Raw genomic sequence first — 20,383 nt, 5'->3', positions numbered from 1 at the left:
TCACTCCTTGTGGGAGAGGGCTCGTACGGTGCGGGAGGGGCTGGGGCGGCCCAGCCGGTCGGCCATCCATGCGCTCGTGGCGACGAGGAGGCCGAGGTCGACTCCGGTGTCGATGCCGAGGCCGTGCAGCATCCACACGAGGTCCTCGGTGGCGAGGTTCCCGGTGGCCGACCTGGCGTACGGGCAGCCGCCGAGGCCGCCCGCCGAGGCGTCGACGGTGGTGACGCCGTACCGCAGGGACGCGAGGGTGTTCGCGAGCGCCTGGCCGTAGGTGTCGTGGAAGTGGACGCCCAGCGCGGGGGTGGGCACACCCCGCTCGCCGAGCGCGGTGAGCAGCGCGGTGACCTGGCCCGGGGTGGCGACGCCGATGGTGTCGCCGAGGCTCAGTTCGTCGCAGCCCATGTCCAGCAGCGCCCGGCAGACGCGGACCACCCGGTCGGCGGGCACCGGCCCCTCCCAGGGGTCGCCGAAGCACATCGACAGATAGCCGCGCACATGGGCGCCGTGCTCCTTCGCGCGGGCCACCACCGGCTCGAACATGGCGAGCGCCTCGTCCACCGTGCGGTTGAGGTTGGCCTTGGCGAAGGACTCGGTGGCGCTGGCGAAGACGGCGACCCGGTCGGCGCCCAGGGCCAGCGCCCGGTCCAGTCCGCGCTCGTTGGGCACCAGCACCGGCAGGGCCACCGGCAGGTCGGCGACGAGCGGGAACAGTTGCTCGGCGTCGGCGAGCTGGGGCACCCACCTGGGGTGGACGAAACTGGTCGCCTCGACCGTGCCCAGGCCCGCGCCGGCCAGGCGGCGGACGAACTCCGCCTTCACCTCGGTGGGGACGGTGGCCTTCTCGTTCTGCAGGCCGTCACGGGCGCCGACCTCGTGGATGCGGACCCGGGCGGGCAGGCCGGGGTCCGGCACGGGCATGGGGAGGCCGAGTTCCAGGGTGCTCATGACGGTTCCTCCGCCGCCTCGGTCTCCGCCGGGGCGATGACCGCGAGGACCTGGTCCATGGCGACCGTCGTGCCGGGTACGACGTCCAGCTCGGCGACGGTCCCGGCGTGCGGGGCGGAGATGACGTGCTCCATCTTCATCGCCTCCACCACCAGCAGGCTCTGACCGGCGCCGACCTCGTCCCCGACGGCGACCTTGACCACGGTGACCGTGCCCGGCATGGGCGCGGTCAGCGAGTCGGCACCGGAGTGCGCGGACCGGGTGAGGGACGCGGCGACCGGATCGTGGTCGCGCACCTGCCAGGCGTCGCCGTCCCGGCCCAGCCAGTCGGCGGCCCGGTGGAAGGTGTGCCGCACGCCGTCGAGGGTGACGGAGACCCGGTCCTCGGTGACGGTGTGGGCCGCGGGCGCCTCATGAGTGACGGGTTCGAGTCCCGGCGCACGCAGAGGGAAGGCGAGCGGCTCCGCCGTACCGCCGAGGCGCCAGCCGCTGGGCACCGAGAACGGGTCGGTCCAGCCCCCGCCGGAGGGCCGCAGCCCTTCGAGCCGTACGGCGGCCGCCGCCGCGTACACCTCCTCGGGCACCTCCGTCGGCACCAGGGTGTCGACCTCGCGCTCGACCAGGCCGGTGTCCAGCTCCCCGGCCATCACGGCCGGGTGGGCCAGCAGCCGGCGCAGGAACCCCGCGTTGGTCTGCACGCCCAGCGTCACCGTCTCGGCGAGGGCCGCGCGGAGCTTGCGCAGGGCCGTGGCGCGGTCGGGGCCGTAGGCGATGACCTTGGAGAGCATCGGGTCGTACAGGCTGCCGACCTCGGTGCCCTCGGTGAGCCCGGAGTCGGTGCGCACGCCGTCCCCGGAGGGTTCGCGCAGCCGCAGGACCGTGCCGCCGGAGGGGAGGAAGCCGCGGGCGGGGTCCTCGGCGCAGATCCGGGCCTCGACCGCGTGCCCGGTGAGCCGGATCTCCTCCTGGGCGAAGGGGAGTTCCTCCCCGGCGGCCACCCGCAGCTGCCACTCCACCAGGTCCAGCCCGGTGATCAGCTCGGTGACCGGGTGCTCCACCTGGAGGCGGGTGTTCATCTCCATGAAGCAGTACGCGTCCGGGTCGCCGCCGGGGACGATGAACTCCACCGTGCCCGCCCCGCGGTAGCCGCAGGAGCGGGCCGCCTGCACGGCCGCCTCGCCCATCGCGGCCCGGGTCCGCTCGTCGAGCAGGACGCTGGGCGCCTCCTCGATGACCTTCTGGTGGCGCCGCTGGAGGGAGCACTCGCGCTCGCCGAGGTGCACCACGTTGCCGTGGCCGTCGGCCAGCACCTGGATCTCGATGTGCCGGGGGCGGTCGATCCACCGCTCGACGAGGAGGGTGTCGTCGCCGAAGGAGGCCGCGGCCTCGCGCCGGGCCGCGGCGATCTCCTCGTCCAGCACGCTCAGGTCCCGCACCAGCCGCATGCCCTTGCCGCCGCCGCCCGCGCTGGGCTTCAGCAGCACCGGCGCGCCCAGCTCCCGGGCCGCCGCGGCCAGTTCGGGGTCGCGTCCGCCGGGGACGACCGGCACGCCGGCCGCCTCCACGGTCTCCTTGGCACGGATCTTGTCGCCCATCAGGGAGATCGCCTCGGCCGGCGGGCCGACGAAGACCAGGCCCGCCTCGGCGCAGGCGCGCGCGAAGTCGGCGTTCTCGGCGAGGAAGCCGTACCCCGGGTGGACGGCCTGGGCGCCGGTGCGGGCCGCGGCCTCCAGCAGCCGGGGCACGGACAGATAGCTGTCCACGGCGGGCGCGGGCCCGATCCGTACCGCGGTGTCGGCCTCCCGTACGTGCCGGGCGTCGGCGTCGGCGTCGGAGAAGACGGCGACCGAGCGGACGCCGAGCGCGCGCAGGGTGCGGATGACCCGGACCGCGATCTCGCCCCGGTTGGCCACGAGGACCGTGTCGAACATCGTCATCGGTAAAAGCCCCTCACATCCGGAAGACGCCGAACTGGGGGTCACCCAGGGGCGCGTTGGCGCAGGCCGTCAGTGCCAGGCCCAGCACCTGCCGGGTCTCCAGCGGGTCGATCACTCCGTCGTCCCAGAGGCGGGCCGTCGCGTAGTAGGCGTTGCCCTGGCGCTCGTACTGGGCGCGGATCGGCGCCCTGAACGCCTCTTCCTCCTCGGCGGCCCACTCCTCGCCGCGGGCCTCCAGCTGGTCGCGCTTGACGGTGGCCAGGACGGACGAGGCCTGCTCGCCGCCCATGACGGAGATCTTGGCGCCGGGCCACATCCACAGGAAGCGGGGCGAGTAGGCCCTGCCGCACATGGAGTAGTTGCCCGCGCCGTAGGAACCGCCCACCACGACCGTCAGCTTGGGGACGCGGGTGGTGGCGACCGCGGTCACCATCTTGGCGCCGTGCTTGGCGATGCCGCCGGCCTCGTAGTCCCGGCCGACCATGAAACCGGAGATGTTCTGGAGGAACACCAGCGGGATCCCGCGCTGGTCGCACAGCTCGATGAAGTGGGCGCCCTTCTGGGCGGACTCGGAGAAGAGGATGCCGTTGTTGGCGACGATGCCGACCGGGTGGCCGTGGATCCGGGCGAAGCCGGTGACCAGGGTCTGCCCGAACTCGGCCTTGAACTCCGCGAAGCGGGAGCCGTCGACCACGCGCGCGACGACCTCGCGGACGTCGTAGGGGGTGCGGGGGTCGGCGGGCACCGCGCCGTACAGGCCGTAGGGGTCGACCTTGGGCTCGACGGCGGGCTCCACCCGCCAGGGCAGCGGGCCGCGCTCGGGGAGCGTGGCGACGATGTTCCGGACGATCCTGAGCGCGTGCGCGTCGTCCTCGGCGAGGTGGTCGGTGACGCCCGAGACCCGGGAGTGGACCTCGCCGCCGCCCAGCTCCTCCGCGGTGACGACCTCGCCGGTGGCGGCCTTCACCAGCGGCGGCCCGCCGAGGAAGATCGTGCCCTGGTCGCGGACGATCACGGCCTCGTCGCTCATCGCCGGGACGTACGCCCCGCCCGCCGTGCAGGAGCCGAGGACCGCGGCGATCTGCGGGATGCCCGCGCCGGACATCCGGGCCTGGTTGTAGAAGATCCGCCCGAAGTGGTCGCGGTCGGGGAAGACCTCGTCCTGCATGGGCAGGAAGGCGCCGCCGGAGTCGACCAGGTACAGACACGGCAGCCGGTTCTCCAGGGCGACCTCCTGGGCCCGGAGGTGCTTCTTCACCGTCATCGGGTAGTACGTGCCGCCCTTGACGGTGGCGTCGTTGGCGACGATCACGCACTCGCGCCCGCTCACCCGGCCGATCCCGGCGATGGCGCCGGCCGCCGGGGCCTGTCCGTCGTACATCCCGTCGGCGGCCAGCGGCGCCAGCTCCAGGAAGGGCGAGCCGGGGTCGAGCAGGGTGTCGACCCGGTCCCGGGGCAGCAGCTTGCCGCGCGCGGTGTGCCGGGCGCGCGCCCTCTCGCCACCGCCCAGCCGGGCGGCGGCGAGCTTGCCGCGCAACTCCTCCACCAGCGCGAGCTGTGCCGCCTCATTGGCCTTCCAGGCGTCCGACGCGGGATCTGCCGCGCTCGTCAGCTCCGGTGCCTCGTGCATCCTGCGGTCCCCTCACCTTGTTAATGAGCGTTAACGCATTTCCTTCAGGTTAACGACCGCTAACCTCCCTGTCTAGAATTGCTCGCATGGCCACCAGAACCGACGCACCCACCCGTCGTGAGCAGATCCTCAAGGAGGCCGCGCGGCTCTTCGCCGAACGCGGGTTCCACGGCGTGGGGGTCGACGAGATAGGCGCCGCCGTCGGCATCAGCGGCCCCGGTCTCTACCGGCACTTCCCGGGCAAGGACGCGATGCTGGCGGAGCTGCTGGTGGGCATCAGCGGACAGCTCCTGACCGGGGCCAAGCGGCGTCTGGCGGAGGCCGACGGCGGGGGTCCGGGCGAGATCCTGGACTCCCTCATCGAGGGGCACATCGACTTCGCGCTCGACGACCGCCCCCTGATCACCCTCCACGACCGGGAGCTGGACCGGCTGCGTGACAGCGACCGCAAGCTGGTCCGCCAGCTCCAGCGGCAGTACGTGGAGCTGTGGGTGGACCAGGTCCGCGAGGTCTACCCGGCGCTCACCGAGCCCGCCGCCCGCTCGGCGGTCCACTCGGTCTTCGGGCTGCTGAACTCCACCCCCCACCTCGGCCGGCCGGGCGCGCTGCCGGGGCGCGGGACCACCGCGGAACTGCTGCACCGCATGGCCCGCGGGGCCTTCGGCGCGGCGGCCGGCGAGGCGTGAGCGCGGGCCGGGCGTGACGAGCGTTACGGCCCTGTTCCTCTGGACGGCCGTTCATACTCGCCGGTACGGTTGAGTGAGCAAGCGCTTAGACATAGGTGGAGGTGGCGGCGTGCGCCGTACGGTGTTCAACGAGGATCACGAGGCGTTCCGGGAGACCATCCGCGCCTTCATCGAGGCCGAGGTCGTACCCGTGTACGACGAGTGGTTCGCCGCCGGTCAGGCGCCCCGGGAGTTCTACCACCAGCTCGGCGAGCTGGGCGTCTTCGGCATCAACGTGCCCGAGGAGTTCGGCGGCGCGGGCCTGGACACCCACAAGTTCGAGGCCGTCCTGTACGAGGAGACCGCCCGCGCCGGCGTGACCTTCGGCGGCTCCGGCGTGCACGTGCTGCTCGCCCTGCCGTACATCAAGATGCTCGCCACCGACGAGCAGAAGAAGCGCTACCTGCCGAAGTTCGTCTCCGGCGAGGAGATGTGGGCGCTGGCGATGACCGAGCCGGGCACCGGTTCCGACCTCGCGGGCATGAAGTCCACCGCCAAGCTCTCCGAGGACGGCACGCACTACGTCCTCAACGGCTCCAAGACCTTCATCACCGGCGGTGTGCACGCCGACCGCGTGATCGTCTGCGCCCGTACCGCCGCGCCGACCGCCGAGGACCGCCGCCACGGCATCTCCCTGTTCGCGGTGGACACCAAGTCCGAGGGCTACTCCATCGGCCGCAAGCTGGACAAGCTGGGCCTGCGCACCTCCGACACCGCCGAGCTGGCCTTCGTCGACGTGAAGGTGCCCGTCGAGGACCTGATGGGCGAGGAGAACAAGGGCTTCTACTACCTCGGCAGCAACCTCGCCTCCGAGCGCTGGGGCATCGCCTTCGGCGCCTACGCGCAGGCCAAGGCCGCCGTCCGGTTCGCCCAGCAGTACGTGCAGGAGCGCACCGTCTTCGGCAAGACGGTCGCGTCCTTCCAGAACACCAAGTTCGAGCTGGCCGCCTGCCAGGCCGAGGTCGACGCCGCCCAGGCCGTCGCCGACCGTGCGCTGGAGGCCCTGGACGCGGGCGAGCTGAGCCCGGCCGAGGCCGCGAGCGCCAAGCTGTTCTGCACCGAGGTCGCGCACCGTGTCATCGACCGCTGCCTCCAGCTGCACGGCGGCTACGGCTTCATGAACGAGTACCCGATCGCGCGTCTGTACGCGGACAACCGCGTCAACCGCATCTACGGCGGGACCAGCGAGATCATGAAGTCGATCATCGCCAAGGACATGGGCCTGTAAGGTCCCCGAAATTACTGGCCGGTACAACCACGTCATGAGCCAGGCACTACAGGATCTCCTCGATCTGCTCGACCTGGAGCAGATCGAGGAGAACATCTTCCGCGGCCGGTCCCGGTCCGCCGTCGTTCCCCGCGTCTTCGGCGGGCAGGTCGCGGCGCAGGCGCTGGTCGCGGCCGGGCGTACGGTCCCCGAGGACCGGCTCGCCCACTCCCTGCACGCGTACTTCCTGCGCATCGGGGATCCCGGCGCGCCCATCGTCTACACCGTCGACCGCATGAACGACGGCCGCTCCTTCACGGCCCGGCGGGTGGTCGCGGTCCAGCACGGGCAGCCGATCTTCGCCCTCTCCGCGTCCTTCCAGCGGCCGGAGGCCGGCTTCGAGCACCAGGAGCCGATGCCGCTCGCGCCGGACCCGGCGACCCTGCCCACCTCCGAGGAGCGGCTGCGCGGGTACGCCCATCTCGACGCGGCGGTCGTGGAGCGGTTCCTCGAGGCGCGGGGCGCGGTGGATCTGCGGTATGTGGACGAGCCGCCGTACGGGGCGTTCGGGGAGCCTCGGGAGCCGCACTCGCAGGTGTGGTTCCGGACGAACGGGAAGCTCGACAGTGATCCGTTGCTGCATGTCGTTCTCGCGACGTACGTCTCCGACATGACCTTGCTGGATTCCGTGCTGCTCGCCCATGGGCGGGGTGGGTGGGCCGTGGGGGATGTGGTGGGGGCGTCCTTGGATCACGCGATGTGGTTCCATCGGCCGTTTCGGGCGGACGAGTGGTTGTTGTACGACCAGGAGTCGCCGTCCGCGTCCGGGGGGCGGGGGCTTGGGCAGGCGCGGATCTATACGCAGGACGGGCGGTTGGCCGTGACGGTGATCCAGGAGGGTGTGGTTCGGGCGCCTCGGTAGGGGGCGGCGCCGTGGGGGCTGGTCGCGCAGTTCCCCGCGCCCCTTGGGGTGGTTTCTCGTGCGTTGTTGGCTGCGGGGGTGTTGTGGCTTGGCGCGCAGTTCCTCGCGCCCCTGGGGGTGGTTGGCCGCGGCGCTGTGGGGGCTTGGCGCGCAGTTCCCCGCGCCCCTGGGGGTGGGTGGGGCGCGGGGGTGGTTTTTAGGTGAGGCCTGATTCCGTGAGGAGGTATCGGGTCAGGGGGTCGTAGTAGCGGGGGCTTACTACGTGGTCGTCCAGGGGGACCGTTACCTGGAGGGTGCCCTCGGACTCGGCCAGGAACAGGGCCGGGTCGTTGCAGTCCGCGTAGCCGACGGAGTCCACCCCGTGCTGGCCGGCGTAGCCCGCCCAGCCGTGGTCGGCGACGACCAGGTCGGGCAGGGGGCTGCCGAGCCGCTCCAGAGCCGTCAGGATCGCCTTCATCGGCTCGCCCGAGTGCGTGTGCCAGAGCGTGGCCCCGTGCTCCAGCATCGCCACGTCCGCGAACTGCATGACGTAACCCTCGTCCGTCTGGAGCCCGTCCGGGATCACCACGATCTCGCAGCCCGCCGTGCGCAGGGCGGCCGCGGTGGCGCGATGCACGTCGAGCATGCCGCCGGGGTGACCGGTCGCGAAGAGCACCCGCTGCCCGCCGTCCGCGGCCTTGCGCAGCCGGCCCGCCATCCGGTCCAGGGCGTCGACGGTCAACTCGGGGTCGATGGTGTCCTGGCCGTAGCGGTACTCGGGATCGTCGTTGACGCCGACCCGCTCCGCCATCACCGCGAGCACGTCCTGCTCGTCGGTCCAGCGGTCACCCAGCTCCAGGCCGAGCCAGAAGTTTCGGTCGCCGTTCGCGAGCTTGCGGTAGTGGGAGAGGTTGTTCTCGCGAGGGGTGGCTACGTCGCCCGCTATACGGGTTCTGACGAGGTGTTCGACGAGCTCGGCGCGGCTGGGTGTCCCGGGTATCGGCATGTGTCCCATTGTGAGGCAGAGCCCGGCGGGCGCGCCGGGTGTCCCGGCCGCTGGGACGTGGGTCACTGACGGAGCGCGAACCACAGCTCCATGCGGACGTCCGGATCGTCGAGGTCGGCGCCGAGCAGCGCCTCGCAGCGGGCCACGCGCTGCCGCACGGTGTTGCGGTGCACCGAGAGGGCGACCGCGGTGCGGTCCCAACTTCCGTGCAGGGCCAGCCAGGTGCGCAGCGTCTCGACCAGCGCGGGGGAGTCCGTGAGCGGCGCGAGGAGGGCGCGGGCGTGCGCCTCGGCCTCGTCGGGCGCGACCAGTCGGGCCAGGCCCGGCCGGCCGCCGTGGCGGACCAGCGGGACCCGGGCGGCGCGGGCGCGGGCCAGCGCGCGGGCGGCACGGGTGTCGGCGGCGGGCCAGTCGGCGGGGGACACCGCGTCGCTGACGCCCAGGACCCAGCCGGGCTGCCCGTCCGGGACCCGGCCGGCGGGGAGCAGGACGCGCACGGCGTCCGGCGCGAGGTCGACCAGCGGGGAGCCCAGCGCGGTGCCCAGCGCGGAGGCGGCCACCGGGTCGGGGGCGGTACCGGAGTCGGGGCGGGCGTGCACGACGGTCCAGGGCCCGGCGCCCAGCAGCGCGGCGACCTCCCCGGGGGCGGCGCCGAGCAGCAGCCGGACCAGCGCAGAGGTGCGGGCCGCCCCGGTGCCGCTGTGCTGCTCCCCGGTGAGCAGGGAGAGCAGGACGGCCGCGACGGAGGCGATCGTGTGGTCGCCGGTGTCCCGGCCGGGGGCGGCGACCCCGAGCACGAACCCGGGGCCGGGACCGAGGGCGTAGGCGGCCAGACGGTACGCGGCGACCGTGTCGGTGGCCGAGGCGGGCGCCGGCCGTACCTGCTCGGCGCCGGCCGTGGCGGGGTCCGGCTCCGCGGGCCGCACGACCCGCGCCAGGCCCGTCAGCGCCGTCCGCGCCCGCTCCTCGGGCGCCCGTCCCGCCTCCGCGACGGCGCCGCCGTCCGGGCCGTACAGCACCGCCCAGCCCTCGACCCGCCGGGCCAGCCGCCGCAGCACCGAGGGCACCGGGTCCGGGCGGGCGGCGGCGGCCGCCAGGCTCCGCTGGGCCTCCGCGACCCGCCGCAGCTCGGCCAGCCGGGCCTGGGCCATCAGCTCCCAGACGGCCCGGGCGACGCCCGAGAACGTGGTCCGGGGCGGCACCTCCAGCAGCGGCAGCCCGTACGCCTCGCAGGCGGCCACCAGGGCGCCCGGCACCGTGTCGTGGACCGGCGCCACACCGAAGCCGAGGGCCGCGCCGCCCGCCGCGACGATCCGGGACACGTACACGTCGAAGTAGGCGCCCGAGTCCGCCGCCGCGTCCGGGATGTGGACGCCCGCGGTCAGCAGCAGCTCCCCGCCGAGCAGATAGGGGTAGGGGTCCGCCATCTCCGAGGCGTGCGCCCAGTGGATCGCGGTGTCAGGGTCGGCCGGGCCGGCGACCCGGCGCAGGGCCAGGTCCTCGCGGGCCAGCAGCGCCGACAGCGGCACCGGCGGAGTGGGCGGCGGCGGGGCCGGCTCGGACATGTGCGTTTCCTCCATTCCATACGGCCTCGATGGATGAAACGTACACTTCGCGACCGCCCGGGCGCCGCCTAGGGTTCGTGGGGAGGGCCCGCGGGGCCCGCGGGCCCCGCCGTCTTCCCCCGCGGCCCGCGCCGCCGTCTCCTTGATGACGGAGCCCGGTTGACGGAGCCCGGATGGCGGAGCCCGCCGACGCCGCCGGCCCCGCCGGGACCGGCCCCCGAACTCGTGTCCGAGCCCGGGGCGGCTCGCCAGTAGAGTCGTAACGGACGTACATACGCGACGAAGCGTAGGAAAGAAGGCATAACCCCATGAGCAGCAACGAGACGCCTCGCGGCCCCGTCGACTCCTCGCGCATCCCGCGCTACGCCGGACCGGCGACCTTCGCCCGGCTCCCCCGCCTGGACGAGGTCGGCACCGCCGACGTCGCCGTGGTCGGCGTGCCCTTCGACTCGGGCGTCTCCTACCGGCCCGGCGCCCGCTTCGGCGGCAACGCCATCCGCGAGGCGTCCCGGCTGCTGCGCCCCTACAACCCAGCGCAGGACGCGTCCCCGTTCGCGCTCGCCCAGGTCGCCGACGGCGGCGACATCGCGGTGAACCCGTTCAACATCAACGAGGCCGTCGAGACGGTCGAGGCCGCCGCCGACGACCTGCTCGGCACCGGCGCCCGGCTGATGACCCTGGGCGGCGACCACACCATCGCGCTGCCCCTGCTCAGGAGCGTCGCCAAGAAGCACGGCCCGGTCGCCCTGCTCCACTTCGACGCCCACCTCGACACCTGGGACACCTACTTCGGCGCGGAGTACACCCACGGCACCCCGTTCCGCCGCGCGGTGGAGGAGGGCATCCTCGACACCTCGGCCCTCTCCCACGTCGGCATCCGCGGCCCGCTCTACGGCAAGCAGGACCTCACCGACGACGAGAAGATGGGCTTCGGCATCGTCACCTCCGCCGACGTCTACCGCCGGGGCGCCGACGAGGTCGCCGACCAGCTGCGCCAGCGCATCGGCGACCGCCCGCTGTACATCTCCATCGACATCGACTGCCTGGACCCGGCGCACGCCCCCGGCACCGGCACCCCCGAGGCCGGCGGCATGACCTCCCGCGAGCTGCTGGAGATCCTGCGCGGACTCGCCTCCTGCAACCTGGTCTCGGCCGACGTCGTCGAGGTGTCGCCCGCGTACGATCACGCCGAGATCACGTCGGTGGCCGCGTCCCACACGGCGTACGAACTGACCACGATCATGTCCCGCCAGATTGCAGAGGCCCGCGCGAAGTGACTCACGACCACGACCTGGAGCTCCGCCCCACCGCGGCACAGACGGAGGCCGCCCTCAACCCGCCTCCCGGCCGCACCGGCGGAGACCTGGTCGTGGAGACGCTGGCCGGGCTCGGCGCGACGACCGTCTTCGGACTGCCCGGCCAGCACGCCCTCGGACTCCTCGACGCCGTGGGCCGCTCGGACCTGCGGTACGTCGGACTGCGCGTGGAGAACAACGCGGGCTTCGCCGCCGACGCCTACGGCCGGATCACCGGTGAGGCCGCCCCGCTGCTGCTGTCCACCGGCCCGGGCGCGCTGACCTCGCTGGCCGCGCTCCAGGAGGCCGCCGCCGCGAGCGCCCCCGTCCTGGCGATCAGCAGCCAGGTGCCGACGGCGGGCCTGGGCGGCGGCCGCCACGGCTATCTGCACGAACTCCCCGACCAGGCGGCCTCGTTCCGCGGTGTGGTGAAGTCCGTGCACACCGTGCGGACCCCGTCGCAGATCCCCTCGGCCGTCGCGGCGGCCTGGAAGTCGGCGCTGTCGGCGCCGCACGGACCGGTGTGGGTGGAGATCCCGCAGGACGTGCTGCTCGCCGGGACCTCGCTGCCGGTGGTGACCGGTGTGGACGCGACGCCGGAGGAACTCGTGCCGCGGGTGGAGCTGACCGCGGTCGCCGCCGACCTGCTCTCCGGGGCCGCCCGCCCGGCGATCGTCGCGGGCGGGGGAGTGGTCCGGGCCGACGCGAGCGGCAAGCTGCGCAAGCTGGCGGAGCTGCTGCGGGCGCCGGTGGTCACCACGCCCGGCGGCAAGGGCGCCTTCCCGTGGACGCACCCGCTGTCCCTGCAGTCCTGGACCGAGGACCGGCACATCACCGACTTCCTGGAGGACGCCGACGTCCTGCTGGTGGTCGGCTCCGGGCTCGGTGAACTCTCCTCGAACTACCACACGTTCAAGCCCCGCGGCCGGGTCGTCCAGATCGAGGCGGACCTCGGCAAACTGGAGTCCAACCACCCAGCGCTGGGCATCCACGCGGACGCCCGCCTCGCCCTCCAGGCGCTGCTGGAGACGGCGTCGGCGCGCGAGGACGCCTCGGCGGCCGACCGGGTGCGGGAGGTCCTGGCCCGGGTCCGGGACCGGATCGCGGCCCAGGAACTCACCCTGGAACAGGACGTGCTGGCCTCCGTCCGCCGGGCCCTGCCCGCCGACGCGCCCTCCTTCTGGGACATGACGATCCTGTCCTACTGGGCCTGGTCCGCGTTCGACGCCAAGGGCCCCAACCACATGCACTCCGCGCAGGGCGCGGGCGGCCTCGGCTACGCCTTCCCGGCGGCGCTGGGCGCGGCCGTCGCCGATCCGACCCGCCCGGTGCTGGCGGTCTCCGGGGACGGTGGGGCGCTGTACTCGATCGCGGAGCTGGCGACGGCCCGCCAGTACGGCCTCGACGTCACCTGGCTGATCGTCGACGACGGCGGCTACGGCATCCTGCGCGAGTACATGACGGACGCCTTCGGCCGGACCACGGGCACCGAACTGACCGGCCCGGACTTCGTCGCACTGGCCGAGTCCTTCGGCGTCCCGGGCGTGCGCACCTCACCGGAGAACCTCGCGGCCGACCTGGCGAAGGCGCTGGCGACTCCGGGGCCCTCGGTGGTCGTACTCCCGGCGCTGCTGCGGATGTTCGCGCCTACGCACCTGAACGACTGAGGCCACTGGGGCGACTGAGGCGGCCGGGACGGTGGCCGGGGCCCGTAACGGCGCCCCGGCCGCCGTCCGTTCAGCGCACGTCGACGTGGTCGCCGGTGGCCTTGGCCGTCGAGGTGGTGGTGTTGCCGCCGTACGACCAGCGCCAGTAGCCGTCGTACTTGGCCTTCACCGTGGTCTTGAGGGCGCCGCCGGTGCCGCTGGTCACCGACTTGACGGTGGTGTAGGTGGAGGTGTCGGCCCTGCGGAACTGGAGTTTGACCGAACGGCCGGAGTAGCCCGCGTACTTGTGCGTCTTCCAGTCGGCGCGGGTCAGCTTGCCGGTGACGGTGAGGGTGGCGTCCTTGGCGACCGGCTCGGGGGAGGCGTTGGCGGTCAGCTTTGCCTGCCGCCTGACGCTGAACGTGGCGGCCCGGTCGGTGCTGACGTAGTCCCCGTCGTTGGCCGACACGTAGGCGTGGACGTACCAGGGGTCGTCCGCCGGGCCGTTGCCGTAGAAGCTGCTCGTGTCGATGGTCCAGGTGCCGCTGCACCGGGTGGTCGTGGCGCTGGTGGCGGTGCAGGTCAGTCCCTGGTCGGAGGCCAGGTAGAGGTAGGACGGCAGGCTGACGTGGAGGTTCATGCTCTCGATGCCGGAGTTGTCCTGGGCCGTCACCTGCACCGGGAAGGTCTTCGGTGCGGTGGGGCCCAGGGCTATCTCCTTGCCGCCGTTGACGGTCACACCGGTGATGACGGTGTCGCCGGCGGCCTGCGCGGACGGCGCGGTCACCGCCGTCAGGGCCGTCAGGCTCAGGGCGCCGGTCAGGGCGAAGGACAGGGAACGGTTGCGCATCGATACCCCCCAGGACGGTCGAGCGGCCCCCGGGGACCGGTGGGCCGCGGTCCGCGCCCGCCCGGAGTCGACGGGCGGGCGCGGACCGCGTTCATCCTCGCAGGAAGGGTCCCTGGAAGATCGGCGATCCGTGCGACGGGCCTACCAGATCGCCTCGACCCACTCCGGGTGGTCGATGAACGGGTTCCGGTTTCCCTGGTAGGTGGTGTAGATGAGCTGGTTGCGGCGCTCCTCGAAGGCGTCCGGCGGGTCCTCGTCGTTCCACGCCTTCAGCACGGAGAGCCGGCCGTGGTAGGGGACGCTGCCGTTGGTGACGGCGTCGTTGGGCTCCAGGTTGGGCCAGCTGTCGTCGCCCTCGTAGCGGACCGCCATGTAGAGGATCATGCGGGCCACGTCGCCCTTGACGGCGTCGCGCGGCTCGAAGGAGTTGGAGTCGGTCAGGCTGCCGCCGGAGTTGGTGAAGCTGCTGCCGCCGTTGTCGAAGTCCTTGTTGCCGCGGGTGGAGTTGACCGACACGTCCTCCGGACGCAGGTGGTGCAGGTCGGTGCCGGGGCCGGCCGAGGTGCCGAAGTCGCCGTGGGACTGCGCCCAGACGTGCTCGCGGTTCCAGTTCCCACTGTTGCCGCCGTTGAGCGACTTGCTGCGGGAGATGCCCGAGTACAGCAGGACCACGTTGCTGCTGTTGTTGGGGTCCTGGTCGGTGACCTTCAGCGCCTCCCAGACGGCGGAGTACGACAGCTTGGTCTGCGGGGTGATGATCGTGTGCAGCGCGCTCTTCAGGCTGGTTCCGGACTTGCCGATCGCGTTCTTGTAGTACGTGCTGTCATACGCGGTCGTGGTGGCCGCGGCGGGGGTCGCGGTGAGAGCGGGGGCACTGAGCCCGACCAGGACCGTGGCGGTGGCGAGGGCCACCGCCCTCCAGCGGGGTATGCGTGTCGCCAGCATGTGGGGAGTCCGATCTACGCGGGTTGATTGAAGGCGGCACCAGGGAGCGTGACATGGACATGCGGCCATGTAAATGGACTTGGCGTGTCCATTGGGTGACCGGAAACGGCAAATCGGCTGCTGTCTACGCGAGTTGACGTGGGTTGGCGCGGGGGGTGGTCCGGGGGCCGGGTTGGCGGGGCCGGTCAGTCCTCGGCGCCGCCGCCGCTGTCGTCGTCGAAGTCGCCAGGGCCGGACCCTCCGGACCCTCCGGACCCTCCGGACCGGCCGGACCCGCCGGACCCCCCGGACCCCCGGGGCACGGCGTCGGCGTCGGCGCTCGGCCGTACCCGGTCCGCGAGGGCGGCCGAGGTGCTCAGGCCCGCGATCGACGTGAGCATGAAAACGGTGCCGCCCAGGAACACGGCCTGGACCTCGTACCCGTCCGAGTCGAAGTCGCCAGGGCCGGACCCTCCGGACCCTCCGGACCCTCCGGACCCTCCGGACCGGCCGGACCCGCGGGGCGGCCGGTCAGCATCAGCAGCACGCCGCCGGGGAGCACGGCGACGATCCAGATCAGGCACAGCACGCCGACGGTCAGGCCCCGGTGCCCCTCGGTGTTCTCACGGGAGCCCGCCTCCGCGCCGGGCCACAGCACCGCGGTGACGGCGACCCCCTGGCAGGCCCCGCAGGCCGCCAGGGCCGCGAGCCAGGTGCCCAGCGGGTCGCCGTGGCCCCAGGCGTGCCAGAACGCCCCGATCGCGCACAGGAGTTGGGCCGCGACGCCGAACGCGATCCAGGCCACGCGGGACACCAGCAGGTCTCTCAGTTCCTCGAACTCCATCCCCCACCCCTGAACGCTCGCCCCACCCCCGGGGGGAGGGCGTGGATAACGGCTCGTACAAGCCTTCCCCAAGGCCTACAACCTTTCCCGCGGGCCCGTGAGTCATCTGGGCATGACTCACCGAATATCCAGACGGGCCCGATGGGTCGCCGGTGGTGTGCTCGTCGCCTCCGTGGCCGCGGTCACACCCGTGTCGGCCGCGACCACGCCCGCCGTCAGCTGCACGTCGGGCGTGGCCGGGCTCGCCGACAAGCTGAAGAAGGACATCACCGCCGCGCTGGCCACCCGCAAGGGCACCATCGCCGTGGGCCTGTACGACAGGTCCACCAACACCACCTGCACCCTGCGCTCCACCACCGCCTACGACTCCGCCAGCGTGGTGAAGGTGACCGTGCTGGCGGCGCTGCTGTGGGACGCGCAGAAGACCGGCCGCTCCCTCACCAGCCGGGAGAAGTCCCTCGCCACCGCGATGATCACCAAGTCGGACAACGCCTCCACCTCCACGCTGTGGGCGCAGCTCGGCGTGACCAAGGTGAAGAACTTCCTCGCCGCGGCCGGCATGACCCAGACCAAGCCCGGCGCGAACGGCTACTGGGGACTCACCCAGATCACCGTCACCGACGAGCAGAAGCTGATGAGGCTGCTCACCGCGAAGAACGCGGTGCTCACCGACGACTCCCGCTGGTACGTCCGCAAGCTGATGGGCGACGTGGTCTCCTCGCAGCGCTGGGGCACCCCGTACGGCACCCCGGCAGGCGTCCTCCCGCACGTCAAGAACGGCTGGCTGGAGCGGGCCACCAACGGGTGGCGCGTGCACAGCGTCGGCACCTTCAAGGGCAACGGGCACGACTACATGATCACGGTCCTGACCCACGGCAACAGCACCATGAACTACGGCATCTCGACCATCCAGGGCGTCGCCAAGGTCATCCACCGGGATCTGGCCGCGAGTTGACGCCCGGACGAAGGGCGGTGCCCTGAAGGTCCTGCTGGGCAGCGACGACAACCAGAACCCCGCCCAGACGACCCGGTTCTACCACCTCCGGGTCAGGCCTTAGGGCAGTACGGCGATGCCCAACGGCCGGTTGCCCGCCGCCAGTCGGCGGGTCTCGCCGGTGTCGAGGTCGACCACCGTCAGCCCGTCCCAGTAGCCGTCCCGGGTGAAGCCGCCGGTGACGTAGGCCGTGCGGCCCACGGCGACCACGTCCTCGTGGGGGCCGCCGAGGGGGATCACCCTCTCCCGGCCGTCCGGCCGCCGGACGGTCAGCGAGGGCCCCTCGTCCTCCGCCGGGTCGATCGGGCCGGTGCCCACGACCAGGAGGGTGCCGTCGGGGGTGACGGCGGCGCCGTGCTGATGCGTGTCCGCCGTCATGCGCTCGACCGTCGAGCGGCCGGTCCCCGGGTCGAGGACGACCAGCCGCTCGCCCTCGAAGGGCAGCAACAGGCGCCCGTCGGAGGGGCGTACGACCGCGTAGTGCGGCTTCAGCCAGGAGCCCAGGCCGCCCTCGGTGCCGTAGGGGGCGACCTCGAAGCGGCGGGTGTCCAGGGTGGCGGTGTCGACGGCCGTGACGTCGAAGGAGTCGTGGTTCGTGGCGTAGACGTGCCGTCCGTCGGCGGAGACGTCCACGTCGAAGGGGCGGCGGCCGGTCTCCGCGGTGCCGGTGACCCTCAGCGTGCGGGTGTCGACGACCTCCAGCCGCCCGTTCCCGCCGGGGACGTTGACACCGACGTACACATGGCGGCCGTCCGGGGCGAGCGCGATGCCCATGCCGCCGCCCCGGTACTCGCCGTACGCCGGCTCGCCGAGGCCGGAGGTCTCGTACGGGATCAGGGCCAGCCGCTCGCGGGCGCGGGTGTCGACGACCGCGACGCCCTGCGCCGTGGCGACCCAGGCGCGGCCGTCCTCGCCGACGGCCAGCCCGTAGGGGGCGGTGCCGACCTCCACCGAGCCGAGCGCGCCCCGGTCCGGGTCGACGAAGGTGACGGTGTCGGCGCCGAAGTCGGCCACCAGGAGGGTCCCGGCGGCGGGGGCGTCCGAGGGGGCGGCTGAGGCGGGCACGGAGGTGGGCGCGCCGGTGCCGGGGGAGGAGGCGGGCGCGGTGGTGTCGCAGGCGGTCAGCAGCACGGCCGTGGCGGCGAGCGCCAGGGCGGCGGCGCGCGGGGCGTTCATGGCTTGCCTCCTGAAATCCGGGAATCCGGGAATCCGGGAATCCGGGAACGGGCCGGCCCGGGCGCCCGCGCGGGGCACCCGGGGGCGGGGTGAGGAGCGGGTCAGCGGGTCAGGGCCGCGACGCCCGCCTGGGCGAACTTCTCGTCCAGCGCGCCGGACGGGGCGCCCGCCACGCCGATGCCCGCGATCGGGGCGTTGTCCACGGTGACCGGGGCACCGCCGCCCAGGAACAGGGTGCCCGGGATGTCCTTCAGGTTGGGGGTCTGCTCCAGACGCTTCGCCAGCTCGGAGGTGGGCGCGTTCCAGGAGACCGCGGTGAAGCCCTTGCGGATCGCGGACTCGTACGACTGCGGTCCGGCGCCGTCGCCGCGCAGGGTGACCAGGGTGTTCCCGTTGCGGTCGACCACGGCGACCGATACCCGCTGGTTCTCCTTCTGCGCGGCGGCCAGCACGGCCTCGGCGGCGTCGGTGGCCGCCGCGACCGACAGGTGCGTGGAGGTGACGGTGGACGAGGACTTCACCGCCGCGGGCCGGGCCCCGGCCGCGGCGGGCGCCGAGGCGCTGGCGGAGACGGCACCGAAGGTACCGGCGGCCACGGCCGCGAGGACGACGCCGCCGGTGGCGACACGGGCACGCCGGGAGAACTTCTTCATGTTCGGCAACTCCTGATCTGGTGCGGTTCCTGCCTTCGCTCTCCAGCCTGGGCCCGGAACCGGGGCCGGCCCGTCGGCGTACCGGCTCCTCGCGGGCGGCGGAACGGCTGACGCGGGGGTCATCCGAACGGTTGACCCCACCCGGCCCGGCCGGAGGGGACACTGGAGGTGTTTGTCCAGTTCAGGAAGGCGGTCCGGGCGCGATGCGGACACCACGGCACGACCGGGCGGCCACCGGAGCCCCCGGCGACCTCGACGCCCGCCGGCTCGCCGCGGTCATGCACGCCACCTTCTTCGTCCTCCTCGCCACCGCCGTGATCCGCTACGTCCAGCGCCACGGCGGCGAGCCCCGCGCCCCCTGGGTGCTCGCCCTGGCCGTCGTCCTCGCCGTCCTGTACGTGGCCGGCCGCTTCGGCGACCGCACCGGCGCCGCGGACCTGGACCCCGGCCGGCCCACCCGGCCCCGTCTGCTGTGGCTCGGCACCGTCGTCGCCGTATGGGTCGTCCTGGTCGCCCTCGCGCCGAGCTTCGCCTGGGTCGCCGTCCCCCTCTTCTACGTCGCCCTGCGCCACCTCCCGCCGGCCGCCGCGTACACCCTGGTCGCCCTGCTGACCGTGTTCGTGATCGGCGCCCGGCTCCAGCTCGCCCCCCGCTTCGACCTCGACCTGGTCGTCGGCCCGGCGGCCGTCGCCGGCTTCGCCACCGCGATCTTCGTGCACCTGCGCCACCAGGCGGCCCGCCAACGCGCCCTCATCGACGACCTGGTCCGCACCCGCCGGGAACTGGCCGCCACCGAGCGCCGCGAGGGCACCCTCGCCGAACGCCAGCGCCTCGCCATGGAGATCCACGACACCCTCGCCCAGGGCCTGTCCAGCCAGCAGATGCTGCTCCAGGCCGCCGAGCGGGTCTGGGAGTCGGACCGGGACAAGGCGCGCGCCCACGTCCGCACCGCCGAGGCGGTCGCCGAGCACAACCTCGCCGAGGCCCGCCGCTTCGTGCACGACCTCGCCCCCGCCGACCTGGCGGGCGGCGGCGGACTCGGCGAGGCGCTGCGCAGGCTCGCCGCCCGGGAGTCCGGCGACACCCTCACCGTCCGCGTCCACCTCGACGACGCCGGCCGCGCCCCCGAGCTGCCCGACCGCGTCCAGTCCGCGCTGCTGCGCATCGCGCAGGGCGCCCTGGCGAACGTACGGGAGCACTCCGGGGCCCGCGCCGCCGCGCTGACCCTCACCCTCCTCGACGACCAGGCCGTCCTGGACGTCGCCGACGACGGCCACGGCTTCGACCCCCGGGCGCCGAGGGCGGCGTCCGGGGTGCGCGGCCACGGGCTGCCCGCCATCCGCGCCCGGGTCCGCCAGCTCGGCGGCACGCTGACCGTGGAGTCGGCGCCCGGCGAGGGCACCGTCCTGTCCGCCGCGATCCCCCTGGAGCCCACGCCATGACCGTCCGCATCCTGCTCTGCGACGACCACGCCGTCGTCCGCGCCGGACTGCTCGCCCTGCTGGACAGCGCCCCCGGCATCGAGGTCGTCGGCGAGGCGGGCACCGGCGAGGAGGCCCTCGCCCTCGCCGCGAAGCTCACCCCGGACGTCGTCCTGATGGACCTCCAGCTCGGCGCGGGCATCGACGGGGTGGAGACCACCCGCCGGCTGACCTCGGCGGCCGGCGGCGGCCCGCACGTCCTGGTCCTCACCACCTACGACACCGACGCCGACATCACCCGGGCCATCGAGGCGGGCGCCACCGGCTACCTGCTCAAGGCCGAGCGGCCCGACGAGCTGTTCGCCGCGATCCACGCCGCCGCCGAGGGCCGCACCACCCTGTCCGCGCCGGTCGCCGGCCGGGTCATGGCCAACCTGCGCAACCCGCGGCCCGCCCTGACCGACCGGGAGCGGGAGATCCTCGGCAGGCTCTCCCAGGGCCTCGGCAACCGGGACATCGCCAAGGCCCTGTTCATCAGCGAGGCCACCGTCAAGACCCACCTGGGCCGGATCTACGACAAGCTCGGCGTCGACACCAGGGCGGGCGCGGTCGCGGTGGCGAAGGAACAGCGCCTGCTGCCCTGAGCCCGCTGCTCCGACCCCGC

At 73.3% G+C, this 20,383-nt stretch carries 18 protein-coding genes; 8 read left to right on the top strand and 10 right to left on the bottom strand.

What is annotated here, in order from left to right; genetic code table 11:
* Genes ABT296_RS07925 through ABT296_RS07915 form a run of 3 tightly spaced genes read right to left on the bottom strand, consistent with a single transcriptional unit; the run spans position 1 to position 4,512 of the window.
* The gene (locus ABT296_RS07925; protein ID WP_351924428.1) at positions 1 to 945 is read right to left on the bottom strand and encodes a hydroxymethylglutaryl-CoA lyase; all 945 of its coding nucleotides are present in this window, start codon (positions 943 to 945) and stop codon (positions 1 to 3) included.
* A complete protein-coding gene (locus ABT296_RS07920; RefSeq protein ID WP_351924658.1) occupies positions 942 to 2,876 on the bottom strand; it encodes an ATP-binding protein in 1,935 nt (644 codons plus the stop codon). Before ABT296_RS07920 ends, ABT296_RS07925 begins: the two co-directional genes overlap by 4 nt.
* Positions 2,877 to 2,895: 19 nt before the next feature.
* Entirely contained in the window at positions 2,896 to 4,512 is a 1,617-nt protein-coding gene (locus tag ABT296_RS07915) for a carboxyl transferase domain-containing protein (RefSeq protein ID WP_351924426.1), read from the bottom strand.
* A gap of 86 nt (positions 4,513 to 4,598) precedes the next feature.
* On the opposite strand from ABT296_RS07915, the gene ABT296_RS07910 reads away from it, so the two are divergent.
* From ABT296_RS07910 to ABT296_RS07900, 3 genes are all read left to right on the top strand, one after another.
* Entirely contained in the window at positions 4,599 to 5,198 is a 600-nt protein-coding gene (locus ABT296_RS07910; RefSeq protein WP_351924424.1) for an SACE_7040 family transcriptional regulator, read from the top strand.
* 109 nt (positions 5,199 to 5,307) lie between these two features.
* Positions 5,308 to 6,465: an acyl-CoA dehydrogenase family protein gene (locus tag ABT296_RS07905; RefSeq protein WP_351924422.1), complete on the top strand. Its 1,158-nt coding sequence runs from the start codon at positions 5,308 to 5,310 to the stop codon at positions 6,463 to 6,465.
* Between the two features lie 34 nt (positions 6,466 to 6,499).
* Positions 6,500 to 7,366, top strand: a complete 867-nt coding sequence (locus tag ABT296_RS07900) for an acyl-CoA thioesterase (RefSeq protein ID WP_351924420.1) — start codon at positions 6,500 to 6,502, stop codon at positions 7,364 to 7,366.
* A 196-nt stretch (positions 7,367 to 7,562) separates the two neighbouring features.
* Here ABT296_RS07900 and ABT296_RS07895 read toward each other — a convergent pair whose 3' ends face one another.
* Together ABT296_RS07895 and ABT296_RS07890 are read right to left on the bottom strand one after the other, a co-directional pair.
* Complete coding sequence (locus ABT296_RS07895; RefSeq protein WP_351924418.1) at positions 7,563 to 8,351, bottom strand: phosphatase; 789 nt, start codon at positions 8,349 to 8,351, stop codon at positions 7,563 to 7,565.
* A gap of 62 nt (positions 8,352 to 8,413) precedes the next feature.
* A complete protein-coding gene (locus ABT296_RS07890) occupies positions 8,414 to 9,916 on the bottom strand; it encodes a helix-turn-helix domain-containing protein (RefSeq protein ID WP_351924416.1) in 1,503 nt (500 codons plus the stop codon).
* A 308-nt stretch (positions 9,917 to 10,224) separates the two neighbouring features.
* On the opposite strand from ABT296_RS07890, the gene speB reads away from it, so the two are divergent.
* A complete protein-coding gene (speB, locus tag ABT296_RS07885; RefSeq protein WP_351924414.1) occupies positions 10,225 to 11,193 on the top strand; it encodes an agmatinase in 969 nt (322 codons plus the stop codon).
* Positions 11,190 to 12,878 carry a thiamine pyrophosphate-binding protein gene (locus ABT296_RS07880; protein ID WP_351924412.1) on the top strand — a complete coding sequence of 563 codons (1,689 nt, stop codon included), beginning with the start codon at positions 11,190 to 11,192 and terminating at the stop codon, positions 12,876 to 12,878. Before speB ends, ABT296_RS07880 begins: the two co-directional genes overlap by 4 nt.
* Positions 12,879 to 12,948: 70 nt before the next feature.
* On the opposite strand, the gene ABT296_RS07875 is transcribed toward ABT296_RS07880, so the two are convergent.
* The 3 genes from ABT296_RS07875 to ABT296_RS07865 all read right to left on the bottom strand — a co-directional run bounded on the left by ABT296_RS07875 (position 12,949) and on the right by ABT296_RS07865 (position 15,475).
* Entirely contained in the window at positions 12,949 to 13,707 is a 759-nt protein-coding gene (locus tag ABT296_RS07875; RefSeq protein WP_351924410.1) for a calcium-binding protein, read from the bottom strand.
* A gap of 141 nt (positions 13,708 to 13,848) precedes the next feature.
* The gene (locus tag ABT296_RS07870) at positions 13,849 to 14,652 is read right to left on the bottom strand and encodes an endonuclease I family protein (protein WP_351924408.1); all 804 of its coding nucleotides are present in this window, start codon (positions 14,650 to 14,652) and stop codon (positions 13,849 to 13,851) included.
* 355 nt (positions 14,653 to 15,007) lie between these two features.
* Positions 15,008 to 15,475, bottom strand: coding sequence for a hypothetical protein (locus tag ABT296_RS07865; protein ID WP_351924406.1), 468 nt, complete (start codon positions 15,473 to 15,475; stop codon positions 15,008 to 15,010).
* Between the two features lie 112 nt (positions 15,476 to 15,587).
* Here ABT296_RS07865 and ABT296_RS07860 point away from each other — a divergent pair, with 112 nt between their 5' ends.
* Positions 15,588 to 16,430, top strand: coding sequence for a serine hydrolase (locus tag ABT296_RS07860; protein WP_351924404.1), 843 nt, complete (start codon positions 15,588 to 15,590; stop codon positions 16,428 to 16,430).
* A gap of 99 nt (positions 16,431 to 16,529) precedes the next feature.
* Here ABT296_RS07860 and ABT296_RS07855 read toward each other — a convergent pair whose 3' ends face one another.
* Complete coding sequence (locus ABT296_RS07855) at positions 16,530 to 17,645, bottom strand: YncE family protein (protein WP_351924402.1); 1,116 nt, start codon at positions 17,643 to 17,645, stop codon at positions 16,530 to 16,532.
* 101 nt (positions 17,646 to 17,746) lie between these two features.
* Entirely contained in the window at positions 17,747 to 18,298 is a 552-nt protein-coding gene (locus tag ABT296_RS07850) for a GlcG/HbpS family heme-binding protein (protein WP_351924400.1), read from the bottom strand.
* A gap of 203 nt (positions 18,299 to 18,501) precedes the next feature.
* Between ABT296_RS07850 and ABT296_RS07845 the strand changes: the two genes are divergently transcribed.
* Complete coding sequence (locus ABT296_RS07845) at positions 18,502 to 19,740, top strand: sensor histidine kinase (RefSeq protein ID WP_351924398.1); 1,239 nt, start codon at positions 18,502 to 18,504, stop codon at positions 19,738 to 19,740.
* Positions 19,737 to 20,363 carry a response regulator gene (locus ABT296_RS07840; RefSeq protein WP_351924396.1) on the top strand — a complete coding sequence of 209 codons (627 nt, stop codon included), beginning with the start codon at positions 19,737 to 19,739 and terminating at the stop codon, positions 20,361 to 20,363. Before ABT296_RS07845 ends, ABT296_RS07840 begins: the two co-directional genes overlap by 4 nt.
* Positions 20,364 to 20,383: the final 20 nt, after the last annotated feature.

It is taken from the genome of Streptomyces sp. NPDC000983, assembly GCF_040299205.1.
Lineage (GTDB): Bacteria > Actinomycetota > Actinomycetes > Streptomycetales > Streptomycetaceae > Streptomyces.
This window is presented reverse-complemented; position numbering and strand designations above follow the sequence as displayed.